Below are 21283 nucleotides of genomic sequence, written 5' to 3'. Positions count from 1 at the left end.
AGTGGAGCCTGCGCTACCGCAGCAAACTCTGCCCACCATCGATCCAGATCGGCGTGCCGGTAATATGCCGCGAGGCGTTGGATGCGAGGAATAGGACTGCGTCGGCGACGTCCTGCGCCTTGCCTTTTGCTCCATCCGTTAGCGGAATATCCCCCTCGGGAAACTCCACCGGCACTTCGGTGAGCTCTTTGCCGCGCTGCTCGGTGTTGTCGGAAATCTCCGACTCGATCGCGCCAGGGCAAAGCGCGTTGATGCGGATTTTCCGGTCGCCCAGCTCCAGCGCCAGTTGTTGTACCAGCGCCAACTGACCGGCCTTGGTGACCGAATAGGCGCTGGCGCCCGGCGTGGTGAAGGTGCGCGTGCCATTGATCGAAGACACCACGATGATCGAGCCGCCGCCAGCGCGCGCCAGATGCGGCACGGCGTGATGAATGGTCAGGTAGGTGCCGCGCAGATTGACCGCGATGGTTTTGTCCCATTCCTCGGGCTTGAGGCTTTCGATCGGCGCCCAGACGCCATTGATGCCGGCGTTGGCGACCACGATATCGAGGCGACCGTAGTGGCTGACGGTGCGGTTGATCAGTTCGGCCATCGCCGCGTCGTCCGAAGTGTCGGCGCTCAGCGCCAGCGACTCGCCACCGGCACTGCGGATTTCGCTGGCGGTCTGGTCGACTTCGGAGGCAGTACGGCTCATCACCACCACATTGGCGCCGGCTTTGCCCAGGGTCAGCGCCGCGGCCTTGCCGATGCCCGAACCCGCGCCGGTCACCAGCGCCACTTTGCCTGTCAGATCGGTCATTATGCTCTCCGTTTCCGACACTCAACGCGTGAGCGCCGGAAACGTGGCAGGAGCCGGGTCGTTAGTGCTTGCCGTGATCGGTCTTGATGATCGCCATGGTGATACCGCCGATCGAGGGATAGAGCGGGATCAGGCAGGCCTGCAGCGCGTGATAGATATCGGGCTTGCCGGTGAACAGGCGCGAGGCAGGTGTCAAATCCTCGCGCAATTCCGACCGCCAGCCGCCGCGCTCGTGATCAATCACGTGATTGGCCGCGAAATCCCACAGGTTGCGATACCAGACCTGGTAATATTGGTCGCGATCATAGGCGCAGAGGAAGGAAGCAGCACCGATCGCCTCGGTAACCGGCCACCACAGCTTTTCGCGCATCAGCGGCTTGTCATCCCAATCCAGATTGTAGAAGAAGCCGCCGTACTTTTCGTCCCAGCCTAGAGTGATGGCGTTGCGGAACAGGCCGCGCGCCGCGTCGGTCAGCCAAGACAGGCGCTTATCGCCCAAAATCCAGAGTTGAATCAGCAGTCGCGACCACTCCAGCCAATGGCCGGGCGTGGTGCCGGCCGGGCGGAACATTTCGGAGCCGAGGTAATTCTTGTCGAGTTCCCATTTGTCGTTGAAATGCTCGGCCACGCGATGGCCCAGCGGCACGGCAATCTTGCCGATGATGTGGGTGGCGATGCGCTCGGCTTTGGCCAGATAGACCTTGTCGCCGGTCGCCTCGTAAGCCGCCATCAGCGCTTCGGTCATGTGCATGTTGGAGTTCTGGCCGCGATAGTCGCTGATCGGGGACCAATCGCGATTGTATTCCTCCGACACCGCGCCGACCTTGTCGTCCCAGAAGCGCTCATTGATGACTTTGGTCACATCGGCGATCATCTGATCAGCCAGCGGATGACCCGCGAGCTTGGCGCTCGAGGCGGCGAGCAGCACGAAGGCATGGCCATAGGCCTGCTTCTTGTCGTCGGTGAAGCCACTGTCATCGTGGCCCCAAACGTAGCCGCCATATTTGGCGTCGCGGTGCTTGTCCCACAGGTCGCGCATACCGTGATCGACGATCTCGTCCGAGCCCGGCCGGCCGATCAGGCTGCCAATGGCAAAGCAATGCACCATGCGGGCGGTGACGTGAATCTGGCGGATGTCGTTATCGGTATTGAGCGCGTGGCCGTCGTCATCCAGTTCGTGGAAGCCGCCCTTGGGATTGATCGACGCCTTCTGGAAAAAATCGAACAGCCGATTGGCTTGGCGCGCAAGGAATTGACGATGGAACGGGCGGGCGCTCCACGGGCTGGAATTGGTGGCGGGCAGGGGAAATATCTCGTTGGTCATTATGGCTCCCGACCGGCGAAGAGCCGCCGATCCCTGTTTTGACACCGGTTATAGGGGGCGCGTCGCAACGTTGCAATTTGGCCTGCGCTTATCCACGGGCATAAAGTGCATTGACCCGCTCGACTTCGTCCCTGGAGCCGACGATGACCGGGATGCGCTGGTGGATCGCCTTGGGCATAACTTCGAGAATGCGGCCGTGCCCGGTGGTCGCGCCGCCGCCCGCAGCCTCCATGAGCAGCGCCATCGGATTGGCTTCGTAGAGCAGGCGCAGGCGGCCACCCTTGTCAGTGGTTTCACTATCGAGAGGGTACAGGAAAATACCACCGCGCATCAGGATGCGGTGGATGTCGGCGACCATCGAGCCGATCCAGCGCATGTTGTAGCGCTTGCCGGCGGGGCCGGTTTCGCCGGCGACGTTCTGGGATACGTAAGCCTTTGTGGCGTCATCCCAAAACCGCTCGCGGGCGGTGTTGATGGCAAATTCCCCTGAGGCAGCGGGAACCGTGATGTTGTCCTTGGTCAGGGCAAACTGGCCGTCTGCGTTCAGCGTGAAGCAGGCGACCGAGCGGCCGAAGGTCAGCACCAGGCTGGTGGAGGGGCCGTAGGCGGCGTAGCCGGCGGCGAGCTGCTTGGTGCCGGGCTGGAGCAGATCTGGATTGGCCGGATCGACGGCGAGAATAGAAAAAATCGAGCCGACAGTGACGTTTACGTCCAGGTTTGAAGAGCCGTCGAGGGGGTCGCAGGCGACGGCGAAGGCTCCCTGATTCTCCATGTTAAGGGCTTCATCCAGCTCTTCGGACACCAGAATCGACACATCGGGATTTCTCCTTAAGTGTTTGATGAATATGTCGTTCGAGATGACATCGAGCTCTTTTTGGGCTTCGCCCTGCACATTGGTGTGGCCGGCGAGCCCGGTTTGCCCTTCGATCGGCGCCAGCCGCAAAACCCCCGACAATTCGGCACAGGCGGCGGCGATTGTTTCCAGCGTGCTGGAAAGCTTGAGATCCACGCCGTCATTGGCGACGGCGGCGGCGAGCCAGTGGTGCAGGAGCTGGGACATGAATTTACTCGACGGGGATAAGACGGCGCCAGTGTCCCCATCGATGCGGCGCTGGCAAGGCCGACTTTCGCCTAGAGCCGCGACAATCTGATTGCATCAAACTGTCGGTTCCCACCTTTTCGCCGCTTGCTCTACTTCGACCACATAGTGCGCAACTGCGCGCCGATGTCGATCCGGGGCGCCTGCGGCGCGATGCCGGTGATCGAAGCCGGGGTGACGGCGGGCCAGAAGATGTCCTCGAAAAGGGTGGTCATCGAACGGGGGATGAAGCGGGTGCGCTGGGCGTAGAGGTGCCGGTCGCCATGCTTGGCCTGCTGGGTGACGAAGAAGCGTTGCGGCACGATCAAGTGCAGCTCGTCCATGGCGCGGGTCATCGCCACGTAAAGCAGGCGGCGTTCCTCCTCCAGCTCATGGGTCGAGCCGGTGCCCAGGTCCGACGGGATGGCGCCATCGACGACGTTGAGCACATGCACCGATTTCCACTCCTGGCCCTTGGAGGAATGGATTGTGGAGAGGATCAGGTAGTCCTCGTCGAGATGCGGCACGCCGGCCTGGTCCGACGTGGCGTCGGGTGGATCAAGGGTGAGTTCGGTGAGGAACTTTTCGCGCGACGCATAGCCGCCGGCGATCTGTTCGAGCTGCAGGATATCGGCCTGCCGGACGGTGGCGTCCTCATAGGCGCGTTCCAGCAATGGTTCGTACCAGAGCCGGGCATAGCCGAGTTCCAACGGCCAGCCGGCGTCGCGCTTGCCGAGGCGCCGCATCAGCTCGACCAGGCTCGGCCAGCCTTCCTCCGCGCGGGGTGGCGGCGGGATTTCGCCCAAAGCCCAGATCGGATCGGGGCCAGTCGCCATGGCATCGAGCACGCGACCGGCGGTGCCGGGGCCGATACCGGGCAGCAGTTGCAGCACGCGGAAGCCGGCGACGCGGTCGCGCGGATTTTCGGCCCAGCGCAGGATGGCCAGTAGATCCTTGATATGGGCGGCATCGAGGAATTTGAGGCCGCCAAATTTGACGAAGGGAATGTTGCGCCGCGTCAGTTCGATTTCGAGCGGGCCGGAATGGCTGGAGGTGCGGAACAGCACGGCCTGGGATTTCAGTGCCGTGCCGCCCTCGCGGGCTTCGAGGATGCGGGTGACCACATAGCGCGCCTGGTCGGCCTCGTCGCGGACCGTCACCAGATAGGGTTTTGCGGATGCCTCGCGATCGGTCCACAGGTTCTTGGTGAAGCGTTCGCTGGCGAGGTCGATTACCGCATTGGCGGCGGCGAGGATGGGCTGGGTCGAGCGATAATTGCGGTCCAGCGTGACGATATCGGCCGGCGGCGTGAAGGCCATGGGGAAATCGAGAATATTGCGGACGGTGGCGGCGCGGAACGAATAGATCGACTGGGCATCGTCGCCGACGACGGTGAGGCCGTGGCCCTGAGGCTTGAGCGCCAGTAGTACCGAGGATTGCAGGCGGTTGGTGTCCTGATATTCGTCGACCAGCACGTGGTCGAACTTGCCCGAAATACTGGCCGCGATATCGGCATTGGCCATCATCATCGCCCAATAAAGGAGCAGGTCGTCATAATCGAGCACGCCCTGGTGCTGCTTGGCTTCGACATAGGCGCCGAACAGGGTGCGCAGTTCGGCGCCCCACATGGCGCACCAGGGGAAGACGGTTTTCAGCACCTCGTCGAGATCGCCCTGGGCGTTGACCACGCGTGAATAGATGGCGATGCAGGTGCCCTTGGTCGGAAAGCGGCTCTTGGCATCGGTCAGGCCGAGTTCGTGGCGGACCAGGTTCATGAGGTCCGCGGAATCTTCGCGGTCGTGGATGGTGAAGGCCTGATCGAGGCCGATTTCGGCAGCGTGTTCGCGCAGGATGCGGGCGCCTATGGCGTGGAACGTGCCGGCCCAGCTTAGTGCGTCGGTCATCACGCCCGAGCCGGGGCCCATCACTTGTGCGGCGATGCGCTCGACGCGGCGGCGCATTTCGCTGGCGGCGCGGCGTGAGAAGGTCATCAAGAGGATACGGCGCGGATCGGCGCCGCTGACGATCAGGTGGGCGACGCGATGGGCCAAGGTATTGGTTTTGCCGGAGCCGGCGCCGGCGATGACCAGCAGCGGGCCGGGTGTCGCATTGCCAATGCCATGCTCCACCGCGCGGCGCTGCTCGGGGTTGAGCTTATCGAGATAGGCAGGACTGGCGAGCACGAATCGGACCTGTGGGTGCAAGAGGCCAGATGAGACTATTCGCGTTTTGTTCGCAATGGGTGAATGGGGGTGGCAGACACCCTCACCCGGCCTCCGCTGCGCTCAGCCACCCTCTCCCCGACGGGGAGAGGAATCTTGAGAGCTCGGCTCCTCTATTCTTCTCCCCGCCGGGGAGAAGGTGGCGCGCAGCGCCCGATGAGGGTGTCTGCCCCTACGAAGCCTGCGCCAAGTCCGCCAGCAGACCTGCTGCTACCGACAACCGAGATACCGTCAACGTGCCTTGGGTAAGTTCGCCGACTGACAGGGCTGAACGCTCGACGCCCGGTGTGCCGGCTTTCCATGCCGTGATGCGCTCGGCGATCGAGCCGCCACCGGCAGCCAGCACGTCGGCGGTGAGGTCGCGTTGGGCGCGGAGCAGGTTGGCGAGGGCGCGGTCGAGGGCCATGCGCTCGAAGCGGTCGGAGAGTACCAGCGTGCGGCCTTGTTCGATAACCGGCCACAGCGAGAACTGCGCCAGCACGGCGAAGAAGGCCTCGGCGGCGTCGGCGACCGGGACATTGCTGCGTTCGCTGACCAGCGCGATATCGCTGGCGAAAGACAGTACGCCAAGTTCGGCGATACGCTGGGCGGTGGCGGCGGGCACCTTTTGCACCACCAGCGCCTGCGCAGTGTTGCCCACCGCGGTGGCGAGCGGCGCGGGCAGGGTGGTAGCGAGCAGGGTTTTGAGGCTGGCCACGGCGTCGGCATGGCGCGAGACCAGAGCCGTGAGACCCTTGGTGACATCGGCATTGCGCAGGAACCAGAGCGTTTCCTGGCGCAGCAGGGCTTCTACGGCCGCGTAGAGCGAGAGCTGGACTTCCCCGCCCACCGCGCCATCGAGGCCGTCGATCGCGGTGTTGATCTCGGTGAGGCCATAGATATCGCGGGTGGCGGCATAGGCGAGGGCGATTTCGCCGGCACTGGCGCTGGTGGCGGAGGTGAGTTCGGTGACATAGGCGGGGCCGCCGCGATTGATCATGGCATTGGCCAGCACCGTGGCGATGACTTCGCGGCGCAGGCGATGGGTTTCGACCGCATGCGGATAGGTCGTGTGCAGCGTTTCGGGGAAATAGCGGAACAGCTCGCCCGCCAGGTAATCGTCGTCCAGCTCGCCATCGTTGAGCAGGTCGGCATAGAGCGTCAGCTTGGCATAGGCGAGCAACACGGCCAGTTCGGGCCGGGTCAGGGCCTGTCCGGCGGCAGCGCGCGCATCAAGCGCGGCGTCGGTGGGCAGGAACTCGACGGCGCGGTCGAGCAGGCCGCGGACTTCAAGGCGCGCCATGAGTTCGCGTTGATCCGGCAGTTCGGCGAGGCCGGCACGCTGCGCCAGCGAGATGGCCAGCGGCTGCAGGTAATTGTTGCGCAGGCATAGCGCCGCCACCTCGTCGGTCATCGAGGCGAGGAAGGCATTGCGCTCTTCCATCGCGAACGTGCCGTCGGCCAGCAGCGGCTGCAGCGCGATCTTGATGTTCACTTCCAGATCGGACGAGTTCACGCCGGCTGAGTTATCGATGGCGTCTGAATTGATGCGGCCGCCGGCCAGCGCATATTCGACGCGGGCGAGCTGGGTCGTGCCCAGATTGGCGCCTTCGCCGACAACCTTGGCGCGGAGCTGGCTGGCGGTAACGCGGACCGCGTCATTGGCGCGGTCGCCGACGGCCAGGTTGGACTCGGCTGTCGCGCGCACATAAGTGCCGATACCGCCGAACCACAGCAGGTCCACATCGGCCCTGAGGATGGCGGACATGACTTCGGCGGGCGTGGCGTGGGCACCGGCGAGGCCGAGCAAAGCCTGCATTTGCGGGCTGAGTGGGATGGCCTTGAGGCTGCGCGAGAAAATGCCGCCGCCTTCGGAAATCGGCGCTTTGTAATCCTGCCAACTCGAGCGCGGCAGTTCGAACAGGCGGTGGCGTTCGGCAAGGCTCGCGGCGGCATTCGGATTGGGATCGATGAAGATATCGCGGTGATCGAACGCCGCGAGCAGACGGATTTCGGGCGAGAGCAGCATGCCATTGCCGAACACGTCGCCGCTCATGTCGCCGACACCCACGACGGTGAAGGGTTGTTTCTGGATATCGCGATCGATTTCGCGGAAGTGGCGCTTGACCGCTTCCCAGCCGCCGCGGGCGGTGATGCCCATTTCCTTGTGGTCGTAGCCGGCCGAGCCGCCCGAGGCGAAGGCGTCGCCGAGCCAGTAGCCGCGCTCAATGGCGATGGCATTGGCCGTGTTGGAAAAGCTGGCCGTGCCCTTGTCGGCGGCGACGACGAGGTAGGGGTCGTTGCCGTCGATGCGGATGGTGTCCTTGGGCGGTACGACATCATTGCCGACCAGGTTGTCGGTGATGTCGAGCAGCGCGCCGATGAAGATCTTGTAGCTGGCAACGCCCTCGGCGGCGAAGGCCTCGCGCGGCATGCCGGCCACCAGATGCTTGGGCACGAAGCCGCCCTTGGCGCCGACCGGCACGATGACGGCGTTCTTGACCTGCTGCGCCTTGACCAGGCCGAGCACTTCGGTGCGGAAATCTTCGGGCCGATCCGACCAGCGGATGCCGCCGCGGGCAATGGCGCCGAAGCGCATATGGATGCCCTCGACGCGTGGCGAATAGACGAAGATTTCGCGGAACGGGCGCGGGGCGACCATGCCGTCGACCTTGGCGCTGTCGAACTTAATCGACAGGGCAGGGCGGGCATTTCCCTCGGCGTCGTGCTGCCAGATGTTGGTCCGCAGCGCGCTTTCAACCAGGTTGAGGAAGCGGCGGATGATAGTGTCCTCATCCAGCGACGCCATGGCTTCGAGGGCGGTGTCGATCTCGGCGCGGGCGGCGTCGGCATTGCCGGTCTGGGCCGGGTTAAGACGGGCATCGAACACGCGGATCAGCGCCGCGGCGGCTGCTGACTGCGTCACCAGCACCTGGGCGATATAGCGCTGCGAATAGGAAATGCCGATCTGGCGCAGGTAGCGCGACAGGGCGCGGAGCAGGGCGGCATCGTGCCAGCCGAGGCCCGCTGTCAGCACGAGCGCGTTGAGCCCGTCGCTTTCGGCGCGGCCTTCCCAAACGGCGAGCAGGCCGGTTTCGACGGGAGGGCCAAGCGCGGCCATGTCGAAGGCCTTGCCGTCGGCGCGGGCGAGCACGAGGTCGTGGATATAGCGCTCGGTGCCGTCGCGCGGGGTCAGCGTATAGGTGCGCTCGTCGATGACGCGAAAGCCGAAGGCTTCGAGCATGGGGACGCGATCGCTGAGGGGAATGGCGCTGCCGTGGTGGTAGAATTTGAGGCCCAGGGCGCCGTCGCCGCCGGTGCGGTTGTGCAGCCTGATGGCGATGCGGGCGCCATCGGCGAGGGTGCGCAGGATGGCGATGTCTTCGAGCGCCTCGGCACTGCCGTGGCGGGACTGGTAAGCCTGCGAGAACGCGTTGCGATAATCGCTGACCGTGGCCGGATCGGGGGCGGCGGCCACCAGCATGTCGCCAAATGTGGCGGTCAGTTCCTCGACGCGCGCCTCAAGTTCGGCACGGCTCGGGCGCGGCGTGGCGCCGGCGACGCGGCCGATGATGACGTGCAGGCGCACAAGGTCGCCTTCGGGGAAATGCGGGTAATAGGCCGAGATGCGGCCATCATATTGCTGAGCCAGGTATTGCGCGATGCGCGAGCGGGCGGCGCTGTCGTAGCGGTCGCGGGGCACGAAGACGAGGATGGAGACGAAGTTGTCGAAGCGGTCGATGCGCGGCAGCACGCGGACGCGTGGGCGATCGTAGAGCCCCGCAATGGCGGTGGTGAATTCCAGTAGCTCGTCGGTGGTGACCTGGAACAGTTCGTCGCGGGGGTAGCTGTCGAGGGCACTGAGGAGGGCGCGGCCATCATGGCCTTGGGGATCGACGCCGGAGCGGCGCATCACCTCGCCCAGCTTGCGGCGGATGATCGGCACTTCGCTATGCGGCGTCGCCATGGCTTGGGAAGTGAACAGCCCGACAATGCGGAGTTCGCCGGTGGCTTTGCCGTCGGCCCCATAGAGTTTGACCCCGACATAATCGAGATGCTGGCGGCGGTGGACACGCGCCCGGATATTGGCCTTGGTGATCAGCAGCGGCTCGGCAGAGGCCATGAAATCGGTATGGGCGGGGGTGGTCTCGACGAATTCAGCGCCACTGCGCAGCACTTTGAGCGCCGGGTCGGCCATGATGCCGAGGCCGGTTTCGGGCAGGGGCGCCAATTGCGCGCCATCGAGGCGATATTGGCGGGCGCCCAGGAAGGTGAAATTGTTCTCGGCCAGCCAGTCGAGGAACAGCACGGCCTCGTCGCGGGTCTTGGCCGGGGAGGCGCTCAGTTCCTTGGCCGCGGCGCGAACGCGCTCCAGCATGTTCTGCCAATCGGCGACGGCGCGGCCGACATCGGCCATGGTGCCGTCGAGCTCGGCCTGCATCACGCCGAGATCGGCGACCGGATCGCTATGGATGTGCAGCACGCTGAGGGCCCGGCCATCGTAGTGGATGACCGGATGGGCGAACAGCCGGATCGTGCCGCCAGCGGCGCGGACTGCCGCCAGTGCGCTATCGACGATGAACGGCATGTCCGGCGAAATGATATCGATCACCAGCGGCGCCGACGCGGTCTCCGGCGGCGTCAGGATGACGCTGCTGGCGGCGCCGGTGTAGTTGCAGACATGGGCATAGGTGCGTCGCAGCACGGCCTCGAGCCAATCGGGGGATAGCCCGGCCAGATCCTCGGCGGCGCCGGCCAGTGTGGCGGTCTTGAGAAACCGGGCGAAGTCCGGCTCGTGGGAAGACAGCGCCTCGGCGCGGCTCAGCACCGCATCGCGGACGGAATGGATAGTCGCCTGCACCGTGATTCTCCCCTTATCATTGCGCGGAGTTTGGCGCAGTGACCGCCTGATGTCGCGTGACTTCGTGAGGTATCGGCCTCACGCGATGGCCTGATGACAGGTTCTGAAGCGCCGCCATCTGGAACCGCCCGCCATCTTGCCCGTTGCCAGTTTGAAAATGTCGTGCCGGCGGCAATTAGGCCCCTGTTAAGATTTGAAATGAAATTGCGCCGGAATGGTCGAATTGGCCCTCGCGGCGATCATTTTGCGCGGCTGGAGCCGTTTTTGGCAAAGCATTTTCTGCCAAGGGGGATTTGGCGCAGGCGCTGCGCCTTGTAATACTCCAGTGTTCAAGTAGTCTTTAGGCATCGGTTTATGGGGAGCTATAGATATGAAAAGCGCTACCAGAATATTTGCCTATGTCGCGCTGGCGGCATCGCTGTCGATGGGCTTTGCCGTCACGGCGCATGCCCAGGAACGCAGCATCATCAACGCCTCCTACGACCCCACCCGCGAGCTCTACGCCGCGTATAACGAGGCCTTCGTCAAGCATTGGCAGGAGCTCAAGGGCGAGACTATTACGGTTGAAGCCACTCATGGCGGCTCTGGCGCCCAGGCGCGCACCGTGATCGACGGCCTTGAAGCCGACGTCGTCACCCTGGCGCTGGAAAGCGACATCGACGCCATCGCCAATTCCCCCGGCGCGCTGATCAAGAAGGACTGGAAGGGCACGTTCGAAAACAACAACGCGCCCTATACGTCCACCATCGTGTTCCTGGTCCGCAAGGGCAATCCCAAGGCGATCAAGGACTGGGGTGACCTGGTCAAGGACGGCATCGAAGTGATCACGCCTAACCCCAAGACTTCGGGCGGTGCGCGCTGGAACCTGCTGGCTGCCTGGGCCTGGGCCAAGGCACAGCCGGGCGGCAGCGATGCCACCGCGCAGGAATTCGTCGCCAATCTCTACAAGCACGTGCCTGTGCTCGATACCGGCGCGCGTGGTTCGACCACCACTTTCGTGCAGCGTGGCATCGGCGACGTGTTGCTGGCCTGGGAAAACGAAGCCTATCTGGCGCTCGATGAACTCGGCCCCGACGCCTTCGAAATCGTCAATCCGTCGCTTTCCATCCTGGCCGTGCCTCCGGTTGCCGTGGTCGATGTCAATGTCGACAAGAAGGGCACCCGCGATATCGCCGAGGAATATCTGAAGTATCTGTATTCCGCCGAAGGCCAGACCATTGCGGCCGCCAACTACTACCGTCCGTTCCATCCTGAACTGGCAAAGCCCGAGGATATTGCGCGCTTCCCGGACATCAAACTGTCCACCATCGAGGATTTCGGTGGATGGAAAGAAGCCCAGCCCAAATTCTTCGGCGATGGTGGTATATTCGACCAGATCTACACACCAGTCGCGGGCCAGTAGCATATGACATCAACCACCCCGAAACGGGATGGTTGGCGATTGAAACAGCCGAGCGTCATACCGGGTTTCGGTTTGACGCTCGGCTTTACGCTCGCCTACTTCTCTCTGATTGTGTTCATCCCGATGATCGCGCTCGGCATTCGCAGTGCCGGGCTCGGCTTTGACGGGTTCTGGAAGGCCGCGACCGATCCGCGGGTGCTTGGCGCCCTCCGGGTCAGCTTCGTCACAGCGCTGATCGCAGCCGGCGTCAATGTCATCTTCGGCACCCTGATCGCCTGGGTGCTGGTGCGCTATCGCTTTCCCGGCCGCCGCATTTTTGATGCGGTGGTGGATTTGCCCTTCGCGCTGCCAACGGCGGTCGCGGGCATTGCGCTGACCGCGATTTATGCGCCGAACGGTATCGTCGGGCAGTGGTTTCCCTTCCGCATCGCCTACACGCCGATCGGTATCGTCATCGCCATGATTTTCATCGGCCTGCCGTTTGTCGTGCGCACCATCCAGCCCATTCTCGAAGAGGTCAGCCGCGAGGTCGAGGAAGCCAGCGCCACGCTCGGCGCATCGCGCTTTCAGACCATTACGCGCGTCATCCTGCCCAGCCTGACCCCCGCCATCCTGACGGGTTTCGCGCTGGCCTTCGCCCGTGGCGTCGGTGAATACGGCTCGGTGATCTTCATCGCCGGCAATATTCCGTTCGTGTCGGAAATCGCCCCGCTGCTGATTTATATCCGGCTGCAGGAATTCAACTATGTCGGTGCCACGGTGATCGCCGCGGTGATGCTCATCATCTCGTTCGCGATGCTGTTCTTCATCAACCTGATCCAGGCCTGGAGCCGCAAGAGGTTTGGCTATGGCAACTAAGATCAGACATCTTCACCGCCATCACACCTCCCCCGTCAGCGAAAGCCGGACGGTCCAGGTGATCGCGATCTTCCTCTGCCTGCTATTCATGGCGCTGTTCCTCATCCTGCCGCTGTGGTCGGTCTTCATCGAGGCTTTCGCCAAGGGCGTCGGGGCGTATTTTTCGGCCCTGGTCAACAAGGACGCCCAGAGCGCCATTCGCCTGACCCTGCTGGTGGCAGCGGTCGCGGTGCCGCTGAACGTCGTCTTCGGCGTCTGCGCCTCCTGGGCCATCGCCAAATTCGAGTTCAAGGGCAAGGCCTTCCTGATCACGCTGATCGACCTGCCGTTTTCGGTGTCGCCGGTGATTTCGGGCATGGTCTATGTCCTGCTGTTCGGCGCTGGCAGCTTCCTGGGCCCATGGCTCAAATCCTATGGCATCGAGGTGTTGTTCGCGCTGCCGGGCATTATCCTCGCCACCATCTTCGTCACCTTCCCCTTCGTCGCCCGCGAACTGATCCCGCTGATGCAGGACCAGGGCACCGGCGACGAGGAGGCGGCGCTGTCGCTGGGGGCCAACGGTTGGCAGACCTTCTGGCGCGTCACGGTGCCCAATATTCGCTGGGGCCTGCTCTATGGGGTGCTGCTGTGCAATGCCCGCGCCATGGGCGAGTTCGGCGCGGTGGCGGTGGTTTCCGGCAAGATCCGGGGCAAGACCACGACCATCCCGCTGCAGGTGGAAATCCTCTACAACGAGTATAATGGCGCCGCCGCCTTTGCTCTGGCGTCGCTACTGGCCATGCTGGCCCTGTTGACACTGGTGCTGAAGTCGTTTCTGGAATGGCGCTTCGGCGATGAACTCGCGGCCACCGGCCGTCACTAGATGCACTCGCGGCCACGGCCGCCACCAGACTTGGGACCAGTCTTTATATGCAAGTTCGCATTGCCAATGTGCGCAAGGAATTCGACCGATTTCCCGCGTTGCACGACGTCTCGCTCGATATCCATTCGGGCGAGCTGATCGCGCTGCTGGGGCCGTCCGGTTCCGGCAAGACCACGCTGCTGCGGCTCATCGCGGGTCTCGAAACGCCGACCGACGGCAAGGTATTCTTTGGCGATATCGACGCCTCGGAAAAGACCGTGCAGGAGCGCAATATCGGCTTCGTGTTCCAGCATTATGCGCTGTTCCGGCACATGACGATCCTGGAAAACGTCTCCTTCGGCCTGAGCGTGCGCCCGCGCGCCACGCGGCCGCCAGCCGGCGAAATCCGCCGCCGGGCCATGGAACTTCTCGATCTGGTCCAGCTTTCGGGGCTGGAAAAGCGCTACCCCAACCAGCTCTCGGGCGGCCAGCGGCAGCGCGTGGCCTTGGCACGGGCCTTGGCGATCGAGCCGGGCGTGCTGCTGCTCGACGAACCCTTCGGCGCCCTCGACGCGCAGGTAAGGCGCGAGCTGCGCAAATGGCTGCGCGAAATGCACGACCGCACCGGGCATACGACGGTGTTCGTGACCCATGATCAGGAAGAAGCGCTCGAACTGGCGGATCGGCTCTGCGTCATGAGCCAGGGCAAGATCGAACAGGTCGGCTCGCCCGACACCGTCTATGACAGCCCCATCTCGCCCTTCGTCTTCGGCTTTATCGGGGAATCCAGCGAATTGCCGGTGACGGTGGAAAACGGCGAACTTTGGTCAGGTGGCCGCGCCATCGGCGTTCCAGCACCGGACAGCAAAACCGGCGAGGCGCGCCTGTTCTTCCGTCCGCACGATGTAGAGCTGGTCGAACACGATGCGTCGCTGGCTGGTGTGGTGACATCATCGCGCCGCGTCGGCGGTACGCGCCGGGTAGAACTCGAAATTGGCGGCGAAGGCCACAAGGTCGAAGTCGATCTGCCATTCGATCATCCGGCCGGGGAAAAGACACGGCTGTCGTTCCGGCCCAAGCGGTGGCGGTTGTTCTAGGGGACACCCCACAAATTTGTTTGCGTGGGAACCTGTCAACTGCCAACCATTAAAGATGGGCAGGTTCATTAAATGACAGCAACCCAAGTCGCATTGTCGATTGCCATGACGGCTTGCTTGGTCAGTGGCTGCGCAGTGTTGCCGACATTGCGCGCGAGCGACGGGGCGGTCCTGGCAAGCGACGACCGCGGATGGACGCTGCGCGTGCCGGGAAGGCCGGAAACGCACTGCGCTTCCGACTACGCGCGAAAGCTCGTTGTTTGTGAGGATGGCACGGCTTCAAGCATGGAAGTTTTTGTAGATCCCGGCCGGTTTCAGTTTGCCGGTCGCCAATTTACTCACGCCGACTAGGAGGCGAAAAGGTGGCGGTCGTTTTAGGGGCCGCTAACTAGAGACCGTCAGTAAGGCGCGCGATCTCATCCACGCGACCGCCTTCCCGCGGACTTGGTCCGCGGGTCTCTCGCCTGCTTGTGCCGAGTTGAGAGTGGCCCGCGGGTCAAGCCCGCAGGAAGGGCGGTGGGTGGGGTGGCATTCGTTCCCTATGCCAACCCCGGCCCTCGCGTGGTCCCTAACTCTCCCGCCGCCCCTTCTGGTCCCATCCAATAACCACGCCATCGTCCAGCTTTACCTTGTCGCGGAAGCTGGCTTTGCCGGACCGATTGTATTTGTAGACGTGGGCGGTCTTGGTCTTGAGAACGCGCTCGTCGATTTCGGCGGGGCGGCCCCAGGCGTCGATCAACTGCTCCTGGGTCATGCCCTCCCAGATGCGCCTGGACATGATCATGTCGACAGCATGCTGGTCGTCATATTTGGCCAGCAGCTTGATGCGGCGCCGGGCGTTCAGCCCGATGACCAGCGCAATGGCCAGGATAACGACTGCGCCGACGCTGATGATCGCAATTTCCATGAAAATCCTCCGCGCGGAGGTAAGCAAATGGGGGTGGTGCTGTCCAGAGTCAGAACGGCATTGCCGGCTCGACACTGATGGAACCACAACCACCTGAAACCACAACCACCGTCCCTCCCGCGGACTTGATCCGCGGGCCACTCTCAACACTGCACAAGCGGCCAGAGGCCTGCGGATCAAGCCCGCGGGAAGGGCGGTGGGTGGGGAAGAATTTTTGCCTGAGCGAACCTCAGTGCAGCGTCACCGGCTCGACCACTGTGCCCGGCTTGCCCTTGTCCACCGGCTCGGGGCTGGCCCAGAACACCACGTAGAGCAGTTCTTCGCCGGTTGAATCGGTGATCTCGATAGAGCGCGGCGCCTTGGGGTCGTCGCCTGCGCCCAGCGCACGGCCGATAATGGCCTGGCCAAGTTCGGCGGCGTGGCGCTCGGCGGCATCGAGGTCTTCGAGCTCGTCGCCCTTGTCGTCGCGGACGACGCCGTCATCGGTGCGGTAATGGAAATAGTATTTCGGCACGGTGAGCTTCCTGGGAGGAAGGGAAAAGCCGCAACGCAAACAATGGTTGCAACCCGAGCAGTGTGCTCGCCTCAAACCTGATCCGTCAATGTCCGATAGCGGTGGCGATGCCAGATCAGTGGCTCAAGCTGGGGCGAAATCTCGCTATGCACGATGGCGCCGGCGAACAGCACGTGGGTGCCAGTTTCGATACTGCCGATCAATTCGCAATCCAGCGTGGCGACGGCGCCCATCAGCATCGGATTGCCCGAAGGCCAGCTGCCCCATTCGCCATAGGTAAAGCGGTCATCGCCCAGCTTGCCGGCAAAGGCGTCGCCGATCAGCTCCTGCCCTTGCGCCAGCATGGCCATGGAGAAGCCGCGTGACATCAGAATGAGATCGGCAAGGCGCGCGGTAATGTCGATGGAAACGAGGACGGAGGGCGGCGTGGCGCCCAGCGACAGGGCGGCGGTCACCGTCCTGCCAATGGTTTCGCGCGCATGGGTGGTGGTGACGACACTGACGGTCGCGGCCATCGACCCCATGGTCTCGCGGAACTCGGCGAGGCGAACCGGCGGGTGGGCCGGTTCGCGCAGGCGCATTTCGGTCAGCGCGAAACCATCATCGGGCAACACGGGATATTTAGGCCTTGAGGTTGGCTTCGGCGAATTCGTAATTGGCCAGCTTGTCGAGGAAGTTGGTCACATAATCCGGACGGCGATTGCGGAAATCGACGTAGTAGCTGTGCTCCCAGACGTCGAGGCCAAGCAGCGGCTTGCCTTCGCCGGTGGCGAGGGGATTGGAGCCGTTCGGGGTCTTGGCAGTCTTGAGCTTGTCATCCGAACCCAGCACCAGCCAGGCCCAGCCCGAACCGAACTGCGTGGTCGCCGCAGTTTTGAAAGCGTCCTTGAACGCATCGACGCTACCGAAATCGGCGATGATCTTGGCTTCAAGCGAGCCGCCCAGCTTGCCGCCCGTGGGGCTCAGCGCATTCCAGAAGTGGATGTGGTTCCAATGCTGGCCAGCATTGTTGAATACGGGGGCCAGGTCAGCCTTGCCATTGGCGAAGGCGATGATTTCTTCGAGCGACTTGCCCTGCAGATCGGCGTTCTTTTCCACGAAGCCGTTGAGCGCAGTCACGTAGGCCTGGTGGTGCTTGTCGTGGTGCAGCTCAAGGGTTTCCTGGCTCATGCCTTTGTCGGCAAGGGCGGAATGCGCGTAGGTCAGGTTCGGAAGGGTGAAGGCCATGGTGGGCTCCTCTTTTCGTTACGCGGCGAATCTTGCAATTCCCCGCCGGGACGTATAATTCCAAGCCATGGCTTTGAAAACCATCGACACGCCTAAGTCAAGTCAGGGAATGCAAAACACCGCCTGGTCGCCACGCGATCCGGCGGAGCGGATTCTCATGGCCTTGAAAATGCATGGGGCGCTGTCTTCGGCGCGGCTTGGCGACATGCTGGGCACAACCGGCGAGGCGGCGCGCCAGCAATTGGTCAAACTCGCCAAGGACGGACTGGTTGCGGCGAGCGATCAGCCGGGGCCCGTGGGGCGGCCGCTGCAAATCTGGCGGCTGACGGCGCAGGCGGCGACGCGGTTCCCCGATACTCATGCGGCGCTGACGGTGCAGATGCTTGATATCGTGCGCAATACGCTGGGGGAGGGCGCGCTCGACGCCATCGTGGCGGCCCGCGAAACGCAGACGCTGGCCAGCTATGGTGCGGCTATGGAAGACCGCATTAGCCTGCGCGACAAGGTGGCGGCGCTGGCCGATATCCGCTCCGCCGAAGGCTATATGGCCGAATGGCGCGAGGAGCCAGACGGCACTCTGGTGCTGATGGAAAACCATTGCCCCATTTGCGCCGCTGCCGCTGTCTGCCAAGGCTTTTGTCGGGCGGAGCTCGAAGTGTTCCAGACCGTGCTGGGCGCTGAAGTGCGGCGCAATGAACACATGCTCGCTGGCGCACGCCGCTGCGCCTATACGATCACGCCGGGCAAGGACGACACGCATGACTGATCCCGTGCGTCCGCCTGTCGGCACGCGGCTGACCCGCACTGGCTGGGAGATTCCCGAGGCGCTGGACGAGCCCATGGTTCGCGCGGTGGTGGATAGTTTTTATGCCAAGGCGCGTGCGGACGATGTGATCGGCCCGGTGTTCAACCGCGTCATCGCCGAGGCGGATTGGCCCGAGCATATCGACAAGATCACCAGCTTCTGGTCTTCGATGCTGCTTGGCACAGGCACCTATGGGGGCCGGCCGATGCCCAAGCATATGGCCATTCCCGAGCTTTCCGACATGCATTTCTCGCGCTGGCTGGCGCTGTTTCGCCAGACCGCGCAGGAGCTGTGCCCGCCTGATGTCGCCGAGCTGTTTATCGAGCGATCAGAACGGGTTGGCCAGAGTTTCCGACTCAATATCGCAGTCCGGCGCGGCGAGGACGTGACCCGCATGGGCCCGTTACCGCGCGAATAGCTATTCGGTCGGCACGGTGATTTCGAACGCCGCGCCGACCTGGCTTTGGATCAGCGCGATGCTGGCGCCATGGGCTTCGAGCATGGCACGGGCGATATCCAGTCCCATGCCAGTGCCGCCCTCAGAGCGGCGGGTGGAAAAGAACGGCTGAAACACTAGCGCCCGATTGCCGGGTGAAATGCCTCTCCCGTTATCGGCAGCGACAATGCTGACGGCATTGGCATTCGCGGCAGCGGACAGCGTCAGTTGGGTCGCGCCATGCTGGAGCGAATTGTCGGCCAGATGACCGAAGACGATGGCGGCGACTTCGGGGGAGAGGGCAATGCCGGGATTGGTCTCTTGGTCGAATTCCACGACAAGGCTGGGAAAGCGCGCAGAGAGATCTGCGGCGATAGCGGCGAGGCTGGTATGGCCGCCGCTCATCGGAAGCTCGGCGCGCGCCAGTTCGCGGAGGCGGACTAGCAGGCCATCGAGCCGGTCGGCATCGGCCACGATATGATCGAGAAAGCGCCGGCGTTCCTCTGGCGTCATCTCGGCGTCGCGCAGCAGCTCGGCGGCGCCGCGAATGGCGGTCAGCGGGGATTTGAGTTCATGCGAAACGTGAGCGGCGAACGACTGCACATAGTCCGACCGGTCGACCAGGCGGGCGGCCAAATCGAAGAAGGCTTGGGCTAAAGTGGCAATTTCGCTGGTGCCGTAAGTGTCAAGCGGCTGGATCGCAGCGCGGCCGCCAGTGCCGATTTCGCGGGCGCGCAGCACCAAAGCTGCAATCGGCAGGGTGATGGTGCGGGTCAACACGAAGGCAATGCCGATGGTCAGCACCAGCGCCACCAGCAGCGCGCCCAATTCAATCGGCCCCATGCGGCTGCTGGTATTGTCGAGAGCCCGGAACCAGATCACCACCGAGGCGGGCAGGGCCAGCACGGTCAGCAGCACCGAAAACACGATCAGCCCCAGCGACGGCCGCCATTTGAGCGTGATGCGCGGACCACTCATTTCGCGTCCGGGCTGAGCTTGAAGCCGACGCCATGCACCGTGGCGATGATCGCCGCGCGCCCGGTTTCGGCGAACTTGGCGCGGATATTGCGGATGTGGCTGTCGATGGTGCGGTCGGCCACATAAAGGCCCGGCCCATAAGCGGCACTCATCAATTGCTCGCGGCTGAACACCAGTTCGGGCCGCGCCAGCAGCACTTCGAGAATGGAAAATTCCAGCCCGGTCAGCGCGATTTCCGTTTCGCCGGCGGCGACGCTGTGCCGGGCGCGGTCCAGTCGCAGATTGCCATGGGCCAGCACCTTGTCCGGCCCGGCGCTGCCACTGCTGCGCTTGAGGATGGCCTTGACCCGCGCCACCAGTTCGCGCGGGCTGAAGGGCTTGGTGACATAATCATCGCCACCCATTTCCAGCCCCAGAATGCGGTCGATCTCCTCGTCGCGGGCGGAGAGAAACAGGATCGGCAGGTTGGAGGACTTGCGAACCTGCCGGCACACCTCCAGCCCGTCCATTTCCGGCATGCCGATATCGAGCACGATGAAATCGACGCCCCCGCGCCCCACCGCCATCATGGCTTCGGCGCCATTGCGCGCGGTGGTGGTGGCAAAGCCGGCCTTGTCGAGCGCAAAGCAGATCACGTCGCGGATATGGGGCTCGTCATCGACGACAAGGATTCGCTGGGGCATCGCGCACTACCGTAGGACAGTGTCCGAGTTGTTATCGCTTCGCGGCGAAACTGCAATGGCGGTCGCAGCTAGATACTGCTCCAGCCGCCAGTTGCGGAAACTCCAGGCGCGCCAGTCGGTGTCGCGGGCGAGGAAGGTCTGGACCATCTCGATGCGGAACGCTGGCGCGACGCTGACGAATTCGCCGTAATCGCCGTTAGCGGGGGGGAGCACCGGATAGGGTTTGAGATTTGCAATGAACCGATCGAGCGCCGGCAGGGCTGTCGGGCCGAGCTGCTGCAGGTAGACAAGATCGAGTCCCTCGCCCTCGCCGCCCATTTCCGCGCTGTGGCTGACGTTGAAGTCGGCAATCACTGCGGAAAAATCCACGAAGGCGCAGGCATAGAGCGTCGCCAGCAGCGCCACGCAATTGGTTGCCACCAGCCAGGTATTGTTCCTGCGCAAGGCAATGCGCGTCAGGATCAGCGCCAGCCCGATAGCAACCAGCGCCATCCAGATGCCAGCGGCAATGCGCAATTCGGTCAGCGAATAAACGTCGACGTAAAGGTCCAGTCGCAGCAGCGAGGAGACGCACAGCATGATGTTCTGGGCGATCCAGGCGTAAACCAGCCAGCGGATCAGCCGGTTCTTCTCGCCAGCGCCGCCCGGCCGCATCGCAGCCAGCACGAAGGCGCCGGCCAATAGGGCAGTGGCAATCAGCGGATAGGCGCCGCGATGAGCGTAATCGGCAAAGGTCATGCCCTCGGGCAGGGCAACGCCGCCCCAGAGATAGGTCAGGTCGAGCGCGGTTTGCACCGCAAAGATGGCGTTGAACACGATCAACGAGCGCAAGATCGCGGCCGAGCCGAACAGCAATCCCTCGGGCAATGGCGCGACATCGGCAGCCACGGGCTTGAAGCGGCGCTTTTGGAACAGGCGCGGGATCAGCAGCGGCCAGACCACGACGGCCACCATCATCCAGAGGACGATGCGCCCCGGATCGGCGAACTGTTCGAGAAACGACGGATCGAGCTTGGCCAGCACGGTTTCGATCAGCGGATTGGCCGAACTGAACAGCCAGACGAACACCAACGCGCATCCAACCGGCACCAGCCAGATCACGACCTGGCGGATAATGCTGCGGCCGATCCCGGTGCCGCCCTTACTGGCGAGCAATTGCACGCCGTCCTCGATCCAGCGAAACGGGGCCAGCAGGGCGAAACCGAACAGCTTGCCGGGCAAGGTGGTGAGGCGGGCAGGCAGGCGTCCTGATAAGCTCAGTGACAGGACCGA

The 21283-nt window shown here is 63.5% G+C and carries 18 protein-coding genes; 6 read left to right on the top strand and 12 right to left on the bottom strand.

What is annotated here, in order from left to right; genetic code table 11:
- Window positions 1–13: 13 nt before the first annotated feature.
- The 5 genes from JWP26_RS09035 to JWP26_RS09015 all read right to left on the bottom strand — a co-directional run bounded on the left by JWP26_RS09035 (window position 14) and on the right by JWP26_RS09015 (window position 10263).
- Window positions 14–799: an SDR family NAD(P)-dependent oxidoreductase gene (locus JWP26_RS09035; RefSeq protein WP_299726049.1), complete on the bottom strand. Its 786-nt coding sequence runs from the start codon at window positions 797–799 to the stop codon at window positions 14–16.
- A gap of 61 nt (window positions 800–860) precedes the next feature.
- Window positions 861–2123, bottom strand: coding sequence for an AGE family epimerase/isomerase (locus tag JWP26_RS09030; RefSeq protein ID WP_299726046.1), 1263 nt, complete (start codon window positions 2121–2123; stop codon window positions 861–863).
- 88 nt (window positions 2124–2211) lie between these two features.
- On the bottom strand, window positions 2212–3183 hold the full coding sequence (locus tag JWP26_RS09025) for a class 1 fructose-bisphosphatase (RefSeq protein WP_299726043.1): 972 nt from the start codon (window positions 3181–3183) through the stop codon (window positions 2212–2214).
- Window positions 3184–3314: 131 nt separating this feature from the next.
- Window positions 3315–5384 carry an ATP-dependent helicase gene (locus tag JWP26_RS09020; protein WP_299726040.1) on the bottom strand — a complete coding sequence of 690 codons (2070 nt, stop codon included), beginning with the start codon at window positions 5382–5384 and terminating at the stop codon, window positions 3315–3317.
- A 211-nt stretch (window positions 5385–5595) separates the two neighbouring features.
- Entirely contained in the window at window positions 5596–10263 is a 4668-nt protein-coding gene (locus JWP26_RS09015; RefSeq protein ID WP_299726037.1) for an NAD-glutamate dehydrogenase, read from the bottom strand.
- 424 nt (window positions 10264–10687) lie between these two features.
- Between JWP26_RS09015 and JWP26_RS09010 the strand changes: the two genes are divergently transcribed.
- Genes JWP26_RS09010 through JWP26_RS08995 form a run of 4 tightly spaced genes read left to right on the top strand, consistent with a single transcriptional unit; the run spans window position 10688 to window position 14461 of the window.
- Window positions 10688–11665 carry a sulfate ABC transporter substrate-binding protein gene (locus JWP26_RS09010; protein ID WP_299726069.1) on the top strand — a complete coding sequence of 326 codons (978 nt, stop codon included), beginning with the start codon at window positions 10688–10690 and terminating at the stop codon, window positions 11663–11665.
- A gap of 3 nt (window positions 11666–11668) precedes the next feature.
- Window positions 11669–12523 (top strand): sulfate ABC transporter permease subunit CysT, encoded by an 855-nt coding sequence (gene cysT / locus JWP26_RS09005; RefSeq protein WP_299726034.1) that lies wholly within the window; start codon window positions 11669–11671, stop codon window positions 12521–12523.
- Window positions 12513–13385 (top strand): sulfate ABC transporter permease subunit CysW, encoded by an 873-nt coding sequence (gene cysW / locus JWP26_RS09000; protein ID WP_299726031.1) that lies wholly within the window; start codon window positions 12513–12515, stop codon window positions 13383–13385. The genes cysT and cysW overlap by 11 nt, the downstream gene beginning before the upstream one ends.
- Window positions 13386–13432: 47 nt before the next feature.
- Complete coding sequence (locus JWP26_RS08995; RefSeq protein ID WP_299726028.1) at window positions 13433–14461, top strand: sulfate/molybdate ABC transporter ATP-binding protein; 1029 nt, start codon at window positions 13433–13435, stop codon at window positions 14459–14461.
- A 568-nt stretch (window positions 14462–15029) separates the two neighbouring features.
- Here the strand turns inward: JWP26_RS08995 and JWP26_RS08990 are convergent.
- From JWP26_RS08990 to JWP26_RS08975, 4 genes are all read right to left on the bottom strand, one after another.
- Complete coding sequence (locus tag JWP26_RS08990) at window positions 15030–15368, bottom strand: hypothetical protein (RefSeq protein ID WP_299726026.1); 339 nt, start codon at window positions 15366–15368, stop codon at window positions 15030–15032.
- A 229-nt stretch (window positions 15369–15597) separates the two neighbouring features.
- Window positions 15598–15882 carry a hypothetical protein gene (locus tag JWP26_RS08985; RefSeq protein WP_299726025.1) on the bottom strand — a complete coding sequence of 95 codons (285 nt, stop codon included), beginning with the start codon at window positions 15880–15882 and terminating at the stop codon, window positions 15598–15600.
- 71 nt (window positions 15883–15953) lie between these two features.
- Complete coding sequence (locus tag JWP26_RS08980; RefSeq protein ID WP_299726022.1) at window positions 15954–16496, bottom strand: flavin reductase family protein; 543 nt, start codon at window positions 16494–16496, stop codon at window positions 15954–15956.
- Between the two features lie 7 nt (window positions 16497–16503).
- Window positions 16504–17109 carry a superoxide dismutase gene (locus tag JWP26_RS08975; protein WP_299726019.1) on the bottom strand — a complete coding sequence of 202 codons (606 nt, stop codon included), beginning with the start codon at window positions 17107–17109 and terminating at the stop codon, window positions 16504–16506.
- A 157-nt stretch (window positions 17110–17266) separates the two neighbouring features.
- On the opposite strand from JWP26_RS08975, the gene JWP26_RS08970 reads away from it, so the two are divergent.
- Window positions 17267–17875, top strand: coding sequence for a metalloregulator ArsR/SmtB family transcription factor (locus tag JWP26_RS08970; protein WP_299726016.1), 609 nt, complete (start codon window positions 17267–17269; stop codon window positions 17873–17875).
- On the top strand, window positions 17868–18332 hold the full coding sequence (locus JWP26_RS08965; protein ID WP_299726013.1) for a group III truncated hemoglobin: 465 nt from the start codon (window positions 17868–17870) through the stop codon (window positions 18330–18332). Before JWP26_RS08970 ends, JWP26_RS08965 begins: the two co-directional genes overlap by 8 nt.
- Here the strand turns inward: JWP26_RS08965 and JWP26_RS08960 are convergent, their stop codons facing one another.
- The 3 genes from JWP26_RS08960 to JWP26_RS08950 form a co-directional block, all read right to left on the bottom strand.
- A complete protein-coding gene (locus JWP26_RS08960) occupies window positions 18333–19328 on the bottom strand; it encodes a HAMP domain-containing sensor histidine kinase (RefSeq protein WP_299726010.1) in 996 nt (331 codons plus the stop codon).
- Window positions 19325–20011 (bottom strand): response regulator transcription factor, encoded by a 687-nt coding sequence (locus JWP26_RS08955; RefSeq protein WP_299726007.1) that lies wholly within the window; start codon window positions 20009–20011, stop codon window positions 19325–19327. Before JWP26_RS08955 ends, JWP26_RS08960 begins: the two co-directional genes overlap by 4 nt.
- Before the next feature lie 6 nt (window positions 20012–20017).
- Window positions 20018–21283, bottom strand: a 1266-nt coding sequence (locus JWP26_RS08950) for a DUF4173 domain-containing protein (protein ID WP_299726004.1), incomplete at its 5' end; no start/stop codon positions are given.

The organism is Devosia sp., assembly GCF_028290435.1.
Classification (GTDB): Bacteria; Pseudomonadota; Alphaproteobacteria; order Rhizobiales; family Devosiaceae; genus Devosia.
Note: the sequence above shows the minus strand (reverse complement) of the source record. Positions and strands in the feature narration are given on the sequence as shown.

Coding starts and splice junctions, on each gene's coding strand:
- JWP26_RS09035 (WP_299726049.1), bottom strand. CDS start 799: ATGACCGATCTGACAGGCAAAGTGGCGCTGGTGACCGGCGCGGGTTCG.
- JWP26_RS09030 (WP_299726046.1), bottom strand. CDS start 2,123: ATGACCAACGAGATATTTCCCCTGCCCGCCACCAATTCCAGCCCGTGG.
- JWP26_RS09025 (WP_299726043.1), bottom strand. CDS start 3,183: ATGTCCCAGCTCCTGCACCACTGGCTCGCCGCCGCCGTCGCCAATGAC.
- JWP26_RS09010 (WP_299726069.1), top strand. CDS start 10,688: ATGGGCTTTGCCGTCACGGCGCATGCCCAGGAACGCAGCATCATCAAC.
- cysT (WP_299726034.1), top strand. CDS start 11,669: ATGACATCAACCACCCCGAAACGGGATGGTTGGCGATTGAAACAGCCG.
- cysW (WP_299726031.1), top strand. CDS start 12,513: ATGGCAACTAAGATCAGACATCTTCACCGCCATCACACCTCCCCCGTC.
- JWP26_RS08995 (WP_299726028.1), top strand. CDS start 13,433: ATGCAAGTTCGCATTGCCAATGTGCGCAAGGAATTCGACCGATTTCCC.
- JWP26_RS08990 (WP_299726026.1), bottom strand. CDS start 15,368: ATGGAAATTGCGATCATCAGCGTCGGCGCAGTCGTTATCCTGGCCATT.
- JWP26_RS08975 (WP_299726019.1), bottom strand. CDS start 17,109: ATGGCCTTCACCCTTCCGAACCTGACCTACGCGCATTCCGCCCTTGCC.
- JWP26_RS08970 (WP_299726016.1), top strand. CDS start 17,267: ATGGCCTTGAAAATGCATGGGGCGCTGTCTTCGGCGCGGCTTGGCGAC.
- JWP26_RS08965 (WP_299726013.1), top strand. CDS start 17,868: ATGACTGATCCCGTGCGTCCGCCTGTCGGCACGCGGCTGACCCGCACT.
- JWP26_RS08960 (WP_299726010.1), bottom strand. CDS start 19,328: ATGAGTGGTCCGCGCATCACGCTCAAATGGCGGCCGTCGCTGGGGCTG.
- JWP26_RS08955 (WP_299726007.1), bottom strand. CDS start 20,011: ATGCCCCAGCGAATCCTTGTCGTCGATGACGAGCCCCATATCCGCGAC.